We start from the raw sequence: 12,387 nt of genomic DNA, 5'->3' as shown, positions 1-12,387 counted from the left end.
AGCTCAGCATCCCTATAAAACTCAAATCTTGGACTTCCATTCCTGCAAAACCCAATGGGCAACTCGTTCACTCTATTTTGAGGGACAGAAGCGAAATCAATTCTGTATCCTACACTACCGTTTGAATTTGGAATTGCTGGCCACGGTGTTAGGAACTAGCGTCGTCAGACGTGGATGGTAAGCTAAACGGCTTTTACTTCGGATCACCGATATAGACTCCAAAAGGGTTATAGCTGTTGGATCATGCAGGTTAAGCGCCGTTTAGCTTAAAACCGCTGCCTAGTCGAGCCGTCAGGACTCAAACGGTAAGTCTGCCAAAGGAAGCGTCAAAAGCACAAAATCTGTGAGATTAGCGTTTCCAAAGCTAATCAAGCGCGAAGCGGATTAGCCTAGTTCATTTTTTCTAGACACTATTTTTTCGTGACTCCAGGAAACCGGCGCTCAAATGCTTCTGACGGGCGTGATTTTCCCGTATAATTAGGAGTTTGCACAGTGACAAAAGAAGTTAAGGAGCGAGTTCGATGGCACGAATGTACTATGATGAGGATGCCAATTTAGATTTATTAGCGGGAAAAACGATCGCTATTATTGGTTATGGTTCCCAGGGTCATGCCCACGCATTAAATCTCAAGGATAGTGGCGTTAATGTGATTGTTGGTCTATATCCCGGCAGTAAATCGGCAATCAAAGCCAAAGAAGCCGGTATTCCGGTTTATGATGTGGCCCAAGCCGCTAAAATTGCCGACTGGATCATGATCCTCTTACCGGATGAAGTGCAGAAAACGATTTATCTCCACGAAATTGCCCCGAATTTAAGCCCAGGCAAGGTTTTGTCTTTTGCCCACGGCTTTAATATTCATTTCGGTCAAGTGGTTCCCCCGGATAATGTCGATGTGGTTATGGTTGCCCCCAAAGGACCGGGCCATCTCGTCCGTCGCACCTACGAACAAGGTCAAGGAGTCCCCTGTTTATTCGCCGTCTATCAAGATGCTACCGGCCAAGCACGCGATCGAGCGATGGCCTACGCTAAAGGTATCGGTGGCACTCGGGCCGGGGTTTTGGAAACCACTTTCCGCGAGGAAACAGAAACCGACCTTTTTGGCGAACAGGCAGTATTATGCGGTGGTTTAAGTGCTTTAATTAAAGCTGGCTTTGAAACCCTCGTGGAAGCTGGTTATCAGCCCGAATTAGCCTATTTTGAGTGTTTACACGAGGTGAAACTGATCGTCGATCTGATCGTCGAGGGCGGTTTGGCCAAAATGCGCGATAGTATTTCCAATACAGCCGAGTACGGTGACTACACTCGCGGTCCGCGGGTGGTGACGGAAGCGACTAAGACCGCAATGCGGAAAATCCTCGGGGAAATTCAATCGGGACAATTTGCCAGAGAGTTTGTCCTCGAAAATCAAGCAGGTAAACCGGGTTTCACCGCTATGCGTCGTCAAGAAGCAGAACATTCGATCGAAGAAGTCGGCCAAGACCTGCGGGCAATGATGAGTTGGCTTAAACGCTAGTTCTCTTTTTTTTCGGTGGGGGGTTGGACGCAACGCGGCAATTCTTGCCCTTGCGTCCGTCCCGACACCCCACACCCCACACCCCAAAAGGAAAACCTCCTATGTCACCATTTAAGATAACTGCTGTATTCCCATTTCAGTAGCCCTCCTGCAAAAATAAGTTATCGAGCCGCTATTGGGTCACAATATCTAAAAACTCGGATAAATTCGACATAATCTTAGGTTTTATGCATAGTCTAGTCGTCTCTTGTCTTTTTTCTTCTCCTGACTCCCGACGACCGGCTACTGACTCCTAACCCTAACAACAATTTTTGATTTTTACAAGAGGTCTAGTAGATCGCCTCTCGTGATTTGACCAGACCGATCGCCCGTAAACCGGCAATCACACCACAACCGATCACCATACCGACAAAGGAACGAATCAGATTTTCTAGGGGAACGATCCCAATTAAAGCGATCCAGACTTCTTCGGGCCAGTTAAAAATCGAGTAGGTAATGGCGACGGCCCCTAAATGGGAGAGGCCGCTGGCGGTCCAGGTACCCCCAAAAATTCCCGCCGCTACTAGGGCCAAATTGCTGCCTTTGATCCAATGGGTAAAAAGAGTCCGGGTTGGTAGGATAAATAATACCAAAGCTGACCAATCGACGAAAGCCCCGGCAATAAAGATTCGTGGCGAAATGCCGTTCAGTCCGATCGCCCGGTTAGCGTAGATAAACAGGGGAATCAGAAAAATTAACGTTAATCCTAACCACCAATAACGGCGTTTTTTGCCTAAAACCATCGTTCCCGCCACAAAACTAGACAAAATCGCCCCAAAGACCGAAATAGCGGGAATTCCTGCTGTGTAGGGGGCAAGGAAAGCCCCAATTAAGGACCCAATGCCACTAGCGATCGCTCCAGCGATCGGGCCGAGTAACCAACCCAAGAGGGGAAAAACCGCTTGACTGAGGGGCATACTACCGCCAGAAGCGAGGACAATGGAGAAGGGAATAAAAGAAAGGGTGGTGACAATGGCGGCTAAGACGACAATATAGGCGATCGGCGCACCATCAATGGCGGCACTACTGACAGCTTCCACTTTGCGTTCTTCCCCTTCGGGGATAATATCTAGGGTCATAGTTGCAAGGGTAATTCTAACTTTTCTATCATCCTCTGGTTTGATCTTCTTCGGGCAATTATTGATTTTTTCGATAACAGCGCACGGTAATGTGATCCTAAATCCGTTGAGTATGGGCTACATACCAGGACAGGCACCCATGCAAAACGGAGAATAAATAATCAGTCTTTAACAACTGGATTTATAGCGTTTCCTGTTCGCAAGAGGTACATTATCGATGTTAAAAAGCTTGTTCAGCAAAGGTTTAACTGTGCCACATAGTGTGAGAACCGCTATAGTATGACATCCAAACAGATAAAACTCAAAAACAGTAGAGCCAGCTTTTGGCGTATATCCGCAAAAACTGGCACCTTCTATCTACTGACTTTCATATATTTAAGGTCTTTATCTCGGCTGACCTCATTTCAAATTGTCTATAGTATTTCCTACTTTTCCATCGTTTCCTCTATACTTAATTATTTTTTAATATTTACTTCTGTGAGGATTGGTCAGGTTTTATTAAGTAATGCTGCGGATGGAGGGAAACGCCGAGAATTTGTGATATCCACACCTCAAAATCGTGGATTGGATAAGCTGCCCCCCCCGTCAAGGGATTTACCATTGGTTTCACCAGAATGGTAAACATTCCCAGACGATTTCCCGCTAAAACATCGGTAAACAAGCGATCGCCAACCATCGCAATTTGTTGGGGGGGGAGACTCATGGCTGCCATCGCTTGCCGGAGTTTGCGTCGAGAGGGTTTCACCGCACCGAGAAGGTAGGGAAGTTGTAAATTATCAGCGATCGCACCGATACGATTTTCGCTAAGATTATTGCTTACCAACCAAATCGGTAGATAAAGACGCAAGGAATCGACCCAACGCTGTAAATCCTCAGAAACCGTCGTTTCCTGGAGGGGAACAAGGGTATCGTCCACATCGAGAATCAATCCCTTAATCTGATGCCGACTCAAAATCTCCAGACTGAGACCGAGAATCGTATCCCCTAAAATTAAATCGGGTTGTAGAATTTTTGCTCTAGTCATTACTTCTCAAAAATAACTGGCACCGAGTCGATCGAACTCAGCTTCCCTACTTAGTATAAATGACCGACTGCCTCTGAAAATCTTGCCTGGCCGATCCCTTCACTTGGCCGCTTGAATCACCTGTAAACTGCCACCAGCGTATAATTTTTGTTGACAATCACGAAAACCGAGCGCCTGTAAAGATTGGATCAGGTCCCTATCGATAAATTGCCAAGCGGTATGGGTTTCAAATAATTGCAAAAATAGGGCCAAAGAAGGCCAAAAAAGCGGGTTAGTGGGTCGATGAAAATCCACGAGGGCAAAAATTCCCCCCGGTCTGAGAACTCGATACACTTCTTTGAGGATTTCCTCTAACTGCTCCGGTTCCATTTCGTGGAGAGCGGCGCTAGTATGAACAAAGGCGAATTCTCCGGCATTAAAGGGCATTTTTTCGGCTAATCCCTCCACATAATGCGCTTGCGGCACCGCTAAACTAGCTCGCTCCAGGGCCACGGGAGAGACATCTAAACCAGTACAGCGATCGGATAGGGGTACTAAATAACGGGTGGTTTGACCCGCACCACAACAGAGATCGAGGATAGGGTCATTTTTAGCGATTTTTAAACCTTCTAGGGCCAATTGCCGAAAACGGGTTTCCCCACCCACCGCTAGGGCAGCCAGACGGGAGATACCATCGTAAAGCCATTGATACTGATAACTGAGGGGACGTAAAATTGTCGCCAAGATCAACCTCCAAAATTTGATTAAGTTCGATATTGTCTGTAATTTGTTTTAACGGTTCCACCGATATATTGTTAAACTTGGTAAAGAATCTGAAAATTTAAAAATTATCTGTTAACACTATGGGTCGCGTTGGCGTTTTATTATTAAATTTGGGTGGGCCGGAGCGGTTAGAGGATGTGCGTCCTTTTCTATTTAACCTTTTTTCTGACCCAGAGATCATCCGTTTACCGATCAAAGGATTACAAAAACCGTTAGCTTGGTTAATATCGACGCTAAGAGCGAGTAAATCCCAGGAAAATTACCGTCAGATTGGTGGTGGCTCCCCTTTACTCAAGATTACGGAAGCACAGGCCACGGCACTGCAACAACGTCTCAAGGAAATGGGGCGCGAGGTGAGCGTTTATATCGGGATGCGTTATTGGAATCCCTTCACCGAAGAAGCGATCGAGCGGATTAAACGGGATCATATCAAAAAATTAGTTATTCTTCCCCTTTATCCCCAATTTTCCATCAGTACCAGTGGTTCCAGTTTTCGTGTGCTGGAGGAAATGTGGCAGCAGGATCCCTATCTGCGTTTGACGGAATATACTCTCATCCCTTCTTGGTACGATCATCCCACTTATCTGAGTGCTATGGCCGATCTGATCGCGCGAGAATTAGAGCAGTGTCCTAATCCTGACCAAGTACATATCTTTTTTAGCGCCCATGGTGTCCCCCAAAGTTATGTGGAGGAAGCGGGAGATCCCTATCAAAGGCAAATTGAAGAATGCACTAGGGCGATCATGCGTACGCTAAATCGACCCAATCAGTACACTTTAGCCTATCAAAGTCGCGTCGGTCCAGTGGAATGGCTAAAACCCTACACTGAAGATGCTTTAAAAGAGTTGGGAGAGCAGGGAATTAAGCATTTATTGGTCGTACCGATTAGCTTTGTCTCGGAACACATCGAAACTCTGCAAGAAATCGATATAGAGTACCGAGAAGTGGCGGAAGAAGCGGGAATTGAACATTTTCAGCGAGTACCCGCTCTTAACACTCACCCGATGTTTATCGAATCTCTCTCCCAGTTAGTGGTCAAATCCCTAGAGGAAAAACCCACCACTTTCGAGCAAATTACCCATCCGAAAGCGAATATGAAAATGTATCCCCAGGAACGTTGGGAATGGGGGATGACAACGGCAGCCGAGGTGTGGAATGGCCGATTAGCGATGATCGGTTTTCTGGCAATTATTATCGAATTAATTACCGGTCAAGGACCGTTACATTTTGTTGGTTTATTATAACCTCAAGCTTCGTTGCCATTGCCTTTGACGGTAACTACCAAAATAAGGTTGGGTTTAACTATATTTAACCCAACCATTGGCGATTTTATCTTCTCTTAGGACATCATATTAGCAGAACGAACATTAACGTTAACTTCTAGCCTGCCATTGCCGAGCATATCTAACCCAGTGACGCTAAACAGATTAGCTTTAATGCCCCTTTCCTGAAAATTAGCCTGTAATTCTTTGATGAGAACCTCTTCCACTTTCCCTTCATCATCTGCTAGAGCTTGAACGATTTTAGCGGCGAAAGAGCCAATTTTTGCGCTCAATATTTCTTCCACATTGGTAATCTCGATAATAACCATTGATTTTTCTTCTTAGTAGAGGACAAATAGCATAAGAACAGAATTTGCGAGAAAATAGAGCTGCTCTCATCTTAGGAATCAGTATAACCTGCACTGTTACCCCCCAAACGGAAATTCCCACCCAGAAGGAGATTACTGCATGATAAACCTAGAGACCCTAGAAGGTTGGTTAAATGCTCCAGTGGAAAATGAGCGACTAGAATTTAAACAGACTAAAAATCAATTTGATACAATCAAACTGTTAAAATATTGCGTCGCCCTTGCTAATGAAGGAGGTGGCCATTTTATCTTAGGTGTTACCGATAAACGTCCCCGTAAAATTGTTGGTTCACAAGCCTTTCCTACACCCGAAGAAATTAACAGCATTAAATCGCTAATCGTTCAAAAACTTCGCTTGCGCGTGGAAATCACCGAATTGGCCCACCCTGATGGTCGTGTCTTGGTTTTTGAAGTGCCAACCCGTCCCACAGGACAACCTATCGCCTTTGAAGGTGCTTATCTAATGCGAGCAGGGGAAGACTTAGTACCCATGACACCTGATCTGCTTAAGCGCATCTTTGCTGAAGATCAACAAGATTGGTTTTGTCAACCTGCTCGTTCTCATGCTAGTCCAGATGAGGTTATTGACCTATTAGACACCCAAACCTACTTTGAATTGCTCAAGCTTCCCTATCCTAGCCATCGTGATGCTGTTTTAGAAAGATTACAAGGCGATCAACTCCTGCAAAAAACCCCACAAGGTTGGACAATTCCTAATTTATCTGCCATCCTTCTGGCCAGACAACTTGAGAGCTTTTCCCCTACCTTAGCGCGTAAAGCACCACGAGTGATTATCTATGAGGGAACAGGTAAAATTAAAACTCGACTGGAACAGACAGGAACTAAGGGATATGCTGTGGGTTTTGATGGTTTAGTTAATTTTGTCCACGATTTAGCCCCTCAAAATCGCGTCATCGAGGAGGTTCTTAGGGAAGAAGTGAAAATGTTTCCTCCACAAGCTTTGCGAGAACTGATCGCCAATGCTTTGATTCATCAGGACTTTCTCGCTACAGGCGCTTCGGTGATGATTGAAATGTATGATGATCGAGTAGAAATCTCTAACCCTGGTATTCCTTTTATCAAAGTAGAACGCTTTATAGACGAATATCGCTCCCGTAATGAGCAATTAGCTGACATAATGCGTCGTTTTGGCATTTGTGAAGAAAAGGGCAGTGGTATTGATAAAGTTATTTCCGCTGCCGAGAAATTTCAACTTCCCGCACCAGATTTTAGAGTAGGTGAGCTCCGAACAACTTCTATCCTATTCGCTCATCAGGATTTTGGCAAAATGAGTCAATCTGACCGTATTCGCGCTTGTTATCAGCACTGTTGTCTCCTCTATGTCGATAATCAACGGATGTCTAACCAAACCTTACGAAATCGCTTTTGTTTAAATGAATCAAAAAACAATACTGTTTCTCAAGTGATTGGGGCAACTAAAGAAGCAGGACTGATTAAACTTGACGAATCTGAATCTAAATCAACTCGTTATGCTCGTTATCTCCCCTTTTGGGCCTAGACTAGCCTTGAGCGAAGTGGAAATGCTAAAAAGTGCTTCAACGCAAATCCATTTTAGGGATGTCAAATCGGCGAAACCCTTATACAGCGAGCAAAAAAGTGCTTCAACGCAAATCGACATTTTTCCAAGAGGAGATTTTATCATCGCGTCCACACGGGAGTGGGACTTGTGGACGACAACGGCGATACATTTCTTTAAACTGCACCCCCCAAACGTAAATAGGCTTCAATAAAGCTATCTAAATCCCCATTCATTACCCGGGTAACATCGGTGGTTTCCACATTACTACGGAGGTCCTTAACCAATTGATAGGGATGAAAAACATAGTTACGGATTTGATTGCCCCAAGCGGCCTCCACCATATCGCCGCGAATTTCTGCGATCGCTTGAGCCTGTTGTTCCCGAGCGATAATTAACAATTTCGCTTTTAATAAAGCTAGGGCTTTTTCTTTATTTTGTAATTGCGATCGCTCTTGGGTACAACGCACAGCGATACCTGTGGGAAGATGAACTACACGCACGGCAGTTTCCACTTTATTAACATTTTGTCCACCTTTTCCCCCCGATCTAGTGGTGGTAATTTCTAAATCTTTATCGGGAATTTCTACCCTCACCGCATCATCGCCCAAAATTGGCATCACTTCCACCCCGGCGAAACTGGTTTGACGTTTACCATTAGCATTAAAAGGGGAAATTCTTACTAACCGATGGGTGCCTTTTTCTCCTTTCAGATAACCGTAAGCATAAGTTCCGGCAATCTCAATTGTCACCGATTTAATTCCCGCTTCATCTCCTTCTGATATTTCCGCTAAAGTGACTTTATAACCCTGTTTCTCGGCCCAGCGAGAATACATTCTCAGGAGCATTTCTGTCCAATCTTGGGCATCGGTTCCCCCGGCCCCCGCATTAATCGTTAAAACCGCTCCTTTTGCGTCGTAGGGACCATTTAAAAGCTGTTGCAATTCCCAGCGATCGAGGTCATGCTGTAAATGAGTTAAATTGTCCGTCGCTTCTTCTAGTAAAGTTCGATCGGATTCTAATTCTAATAACTCGATAATTGCCTTAGTATCTTCTAATTGTTCACACCAACTTTGATAGGTTTCTAAAGAAGATTTACATTCATTTAGTTCTTGCAGGGTTTTTTGAGCCGTATCGAGATTATCCCAAAAAGTAGGGACGGCCGCCACCTGTTCTAAGTCTTTAATTTTGGCCCTTAAAGTGGGTAAGTCAAAGATAGTCCTGGGTTTTACCCAGGCGCAATCCTACTATCTCGATACCTTTTTTTAGTTCCGATATTTCCATGTTTTCAGTTATCAGTTATCAGTTATCAGTTATCAGTTACTCTAGACGTCAGGAGTCTGGGGAGTCAGTCCCGATGAAAAAATTTTCACCCCCACAGAGGAAAGAGGTTTCCTTCCCTACACCCCACACCCCACACCCTACACCCTCTTTCAAGTCAGGAGTTGAGAGTTGGGGTTTTAGGGTTTTGGGGTATTAGTTGAAATTCCCCCATTTCCCTTATCCACTCTCTGTTCCCCGTTCCGCAGTTCCAGCGTTCCCTAAAATGGTACGATCGATCCGCGCAGGGGAGCAAGACTTTGTAAAGCGTTTTCAGCCTTATCGCGACTACTAAACGCGCCTATTTGCCAGACGCGACGACCTTGGTGGGAAGTGGGGAAAGCGTCGGGATAGAGAGAACGAACCCTAGTGCGATCGCTCTCGGTTTTAGCTTCGATTACTACTTTAAAACCTTGGCGACTACTATTGCTCATATTACCACTACTGGGATTAGCGGCGGCTCGATTAAAAGTGATTACGTCTGATAAACTTCTGGGATTGCCTAGGTTGCGCGGTGGCGGTGGTGGTACAATTGCATTATTATTCTGAGAATTGGGAGGAGTCAGGGGGGGTAAATTAGGGGTAACTGGGGACGGTGGCGTTAAATTTGGCTCTGGTACTGGATTATTGACCACTGGCTGAGGATTGCTCTCTACTGCTGTTTCTGCAGCGGTAAAGGTATATTCTCGCACTTCGGGATTAGCAGCAGGATTAACAGGTGTTTCTGCTTTGACGGATTCTCTGGGGGGGGGTGTGGGGGGGATAGACGATTGGGTACCTGCGAGTAATTCCGGGGGAGGATTGAAACTGGGACTATCGGCAGTTAGATAGATATGACTGAGATTTTGACCGGCTAGACTGCGTTTAGTAAAGCGCCAGCCATCGATGAGATAAATTTGCATTAAACCGGTCCCTAAACCTTTTGTCCGTCCAATAATTACCTCCGATTGCCTGGGATTGCGGGGGGTTCCCACGAGGACTAATTCCCCGTTGCGTTGTACGATACGCAGCAGGTATTCTAAACCGTAATCTTTGCCCTGAATGCGAAGGGAATAACCGTTACTGTCGGTGGCCCGTTCACAACTGCCGGTAAAATCGAAATCGAGCAGCAGAGGCTGAACAATGGTCGGTTCTGTGCCATTTACCGCCCAACATTGGCGTTTTCCTGGGATTTGTTGCAAAATCAGTAAATCGTATTTACCGTTACCGTAGGGTCGGGCAATAGCGATAAAATCTTCTTGATTAACTTCTCTTTGTTCAAAGAGAGTTGCTTGACTCGGTGTAGTCAGGAGACAACCCCCCAGAAGTGAAAACAGTAGGGTAAATTTTAAGGATGATTTTAGATTCATAAATAGGGAGCGTTGTTATAGAGATCGTACTTGCATTTATTTTATCGATCTAGACGTAAGCCAGAGAATTTTGTTTTCTTGGAAGATAGCTAGGGTTTGCTCAATAAATCTAAAAACCTTGTTGGGTAAAACTTTTAGACTTTTTGGTTTCCAAAAAGTACCAGATCTGGTAGTGATCGGGTGGAAAATCCCTGGACTTTTTCCCTGAAAATTAGGTAATTGACCCCCTCAAAATCGCTAAAACCCTACACCCCACACCCTACACCCCACACCCTACACCCTGCCCCCACCGAAAAACTTTTTGCCGCAAACCCTAGTTATTACTCGACCTAATCCACAGTAGGATAGAGATTGCTAAAAATTGACCCTTGAGTAGAGTGGCAACAAGATGGCGAAAGCGGCGATTATTGGATTGGGAAGATCGGGAATAGCAGCGGCAAGATGCTTAAAACGGGATGGTTGGCAGGTGACATTAAGCGATCGCTCTGATTCTCCCAGTTTACAAGCAACCAAAACCAATCTGGAAAGGGAAGGAATTATTGTCAATCTTGGTCAAAATCTCAGTCTAGAGGCTTCGGACTTGCCTAATCTTATCGTGGTTAGCCCCGGGGTGCCTTGGGATGCCCCGATTTTAATTACTGCCAGAGAAAAAGGCATCGATACGATCGGAGAATTAGAATTAGCTTGGCGTTATCTGCAATCTTCCCCTTGGTTGGGTATTACGGGAACTAACGGCAAAACCACCACCACCGCCCTCTGTGCCGCTATTTTTCAAAAAGCGGGGTTAAATGCCCCTTCCTGCGGTAATATCGGCTATGCTGCCTGTGAATTGGCTTTAAAAGCCGATAAATACGATTGGATTATTGCGGAGATTAGTAGTTATCAGATCGAGTCCAGTCGGGATTTATCGCCGAAAATCGGCATCTGGACAACTTTTACCCCCGATCACCTCAGTCGTCATCAAACCCTCGAAAATTATTATCAGATTAAAGCTTCTTTACTGCAAAGAAGCGATCGCCAAATCCTCAACGGTGATGATCCCTATCTGCGTCAAATCGGTGTTAGTCAATGGCAACAAGCTTACTGGACTTCTGTGCAGGGCAAAGCTGCGCTTTTGGGCGATCCTAGTCGTGGTGTTTATCTCCAAGATAACTGGATCGTGGCTTTTGGCGAATTAATTGCCCCGGTTAATCTCCTGAAAATGGTGGGTAGTCACAATCAGCAGAATTTGCTTATGGCTGTGGCCGCCGCTAGATTGGCAGGAATTGAGAAAAAAGCCATTACCGAAGCGATCGCCACTTTCCCCGGGGTTGCCCATCGCTTAGAGTATATTTGTACTTATAAAGGACTAGACTTTATTAATGATAGTAAAGCAACTAATTACGATGCGGCCGCAGTGGGCTTAAAATCTGTCCCTAGTCCGGCGATTTTAATCGCGGGGGGAGAAGCGAAAGCAGGGGATGATCGGGCTTGGATCGCTGAAATTAAGGCAAAAGTCGTCACTGTGCTGCTGATTGGTGACGCTGCCGCCGATTTTGCCCGTCGTTTACAGTCAGCAGGTTATCAAGATTATGAATGTGTAGAAACGATGGACAGGGCAGTTCAACGCGCGGCTGAACTAGGAACAGCAAAAGCGGCTAAAGTGGTCTTACTATCGCCCGCTTGCGCTAGTTTTGACCAATACCAAAGTTTTGAACATCGCGGCGATCATTTCCGGCAGTTGTGTTTACAGTTGTAGGGAATGGGGAATGGAGAGATGGGGGGGCTTGGTTTTGAGTAGAGGCGGCTACGTTTTCCTTGACGGCTAGATGGCTTAAAAATGACTCCATTTCCGCACTACTCATGTCTTTAGGGTGTCTTTTGTCATGAAACAAGGTGTAGCGTCGAATCCAGAAGATGTAGGTTTCTTCCGTGCGGTAGGAATAGTGTTTGATGCGAATAATATCACGAACCTGTTCAAGGAGTTTTTTAGGAGGTTTTTCCATCGGGCAATAGACCTCTTGCAAAAGTCTTAAGTCGATCCTTGTACAGCAACATTTTTGAAGATTATCAACTACTAATAAATAATTAACTGAAAGTCCCTCCCATTATTGTTTCTATCGTTTGTTTTCGGATTTATGCAAGAGGTCTAAT

At 45.3% G+C, this 12,387-nt stretch carries 13 protein-coding genes; 6 read left to right on the top strand and 7 right to left on the bottom strand.

The genetic code is table 11. The annotated features are described in order from the left end of the window. Positions 1-181: hypothetical protein (locus O9332_RS23720; protein WP_288027663.1), on the top strand; the 181-nt coding region annotated here is incomplete at its 5' end. A 340-nt stretch (positions 182-521) separates the two neighbouring features. Beyond that, on the top strand, positions 522-1,514 hold the full coding sequence (gene ilvC / locus O9332_RS23715; protein WP_288027662.1) for a ketol-acid reductoisomerase: 993 nt from the start codon (positions 522-524) through the stop codon (positions 1,512-1,514). Positions 1,515-1,843: 329 nt separating this feature from the next. Here the strand turns inward: ilvC and O9332_RS23710 are convergent, their stop codons facing one another. The 3 genes from O9332_RS23710 to O9332_RS23700 form a co-directional block, all read right to left on the bottom strand. Then, entirely contained in the window at positions 1,844-2,632 is a 789-nt protein-coding gene (locus O9332_RS23710; RefSeq protein ID WP_002758743.1) for an ECF transporter S component, read from the bottom strand. Positions 2,633-3,101: 469 nt separating this feature from the next. Further along, a complete protein-coding gene (locus tag O9332_RS23705) occupies positions 3,102-3,656 on the bottom strand; it encodes a YqeG family HAD IIIA-type phosphatase (RefSeq protein WP_288027661.1) in 555 nt (184 codons plus the stop codon). A gap of 99 nt (positions 3,657-3,755) precedes the next feature. Next, a complete protein-coding gene (locus O9332_RS23700; RefSeq protein ID WP_041803792.1) occupies positions 3,756-4,379 on the bottom strand; it encodes a class I SAM-dependent methyltransferase in 624 nt (207 codons plus the stop codon). A gap of 119 nt (positions 4,380-4,498) precedes the next feature. Between O9332_RS23700 and hemH the strand changes: the two genes are divergently transcribed. After that, positions 4,499-5,662, top strand: a complete 1,164-nt coding sequence (gene hemH / locus O9332_RS23695; protein ID WP_004163484.1) for a ferrochelatase — start codon at positions 4,499-4,501, stop codon at positions 5,660-5,662. A 95-nt stretch (positions 5,663-5,757) separates the two neighbouring features. On the opposite strand, the gene O9332_RS23690 is transcribed toward hemH, so the two are convergent. Next, the gene (locus O9332_RS23690) at positions 5,758-6,009 is read right to left on the bottom strand and encodes a DUF8653 family protein (protein ID WP_002739055.1); all 252 of its coding nucleotides are present in this window, start codon (positions 6,007-6,009) and stop codon (positions 5,758-5,760) included. A 139-nt stretch (positions 6,010-6,148) separates the two neighbouring features. On the opposite strand from O9332_RS23690, the gene O9332_RS23685 reads away from it, so the two are divergent. Further along, positions 6,149-7,567 carry an ATP-binding protein gene (locus O9332_RS23685; RefSeq protein WP_002758736.1) on the top strand — a complete coding sequence of 473 codons (1,419 nt, stop codon included), beginning with the start codon at positions 6,149-6,151 and terminating at the stop codon, positions 7,565-7,567. Between the two features lie 194 nt (positions 7,568-7,761). Here the strand turns inward: O9332_RS23685 and prfB are convergent. Further along, positions 7,762-8,869 (bottom strand): peptide chain release factor 2 gene (gene prfB / locus O9332_RS23680; protein WP_288027660.1). Its coding sequence is split into 2 segments (ribosomal slippage): positions 7,762-8,796 and positions 8,798-8,869, totalling 1,107 coding nucleotides; the frame shifts between segments, so codons are not numbered across the junction. A gap of 73 nt (positions 8,870-8,942) precedes the next feature. On the opposite strand from prfB, the gene O9332_RS23675 reads away from it, so the two are divergent. After that, a complete protein-coding gene (locus O9332_RS23675) occupies positions 8,943-9,065 on the top strand; it encodes a hypothetical protein (protein ID WP_288027659.1) in 123 nt (40 codons plus the stop codon). A 61-nt stretch (positions 9,066-9,126) separates the two neighbouring features. Here the strand turns inward: O9332_RS23675 and O9332_RS23670 are convergent, their stop codons facing one another. Further along, positions 9,127-10,254 (bottom strand): DUF3747 domain-containing protein, encoded by a 1,128-nt coding sequence (locus O9332_RS23670; protein ID WP_002758734.1) that lies wholly within the window; start codon positions 10,252-10,254, stop codon positions 9,127-9,129. A gap of 388 nt (positions 10,255-10,642) precedes the next feature. Between O9332_RS23670 and murD the strand changes: the two genes are divergently transcribed. After that, the gene (murD, locus tag O9332_RS23665) at positions 10,643-11,992 is read left to right on the top strand and encodes a UDP-N-acetylmuramoyl-L-alanine--D-glutamate ligase (RefSeq protein WP_288027658.1); all 1,350 of its coding nucleotides are present in this window, start codon (positions 10,643-10,645) and stop codon (positions 11,990-11,992) included. On the opposite strand, the gene O9332_RS23660 is transcribed toward murD, so the two are convergent. Further along, the gene (locus O9332_RS23660; RefSeq protein WP_071825013.1) at positions 11,922-12,239 is read right to left on the bottom strand and encodes a phage integrase N-terminal SAM-like domain-containing protein; all 318 of its coding nucleotides are present in this window, start codon (positions 12,237-12,239) and stop codon (positions 11,922-11,924) included. The two genes, murD and O9332_RS23660, sit on opposite strands and share 71 nt — an antisense overlap. Between the last annotated feature and the right edge of the window lie 148 nt (positions 12,240-12,387).

Origin of the sequence: Microcystis sp. LE19-10.1B, assembly GCF_027530565.1 — a bacterium.
In the GTDB taxonomy this organism is placed as follows: Bacteria; Cyanobacteriota; Cyanobacteriia; order Cyanobacteriales; family Microcystaceae; genus Microcystis; species Microcystis aeruginosa.
The sequence above is the reverse complement of the archived record's forward strand: the minus strand, read 5'-3'. Positions and strand labels throughout refer to the sequence as shown.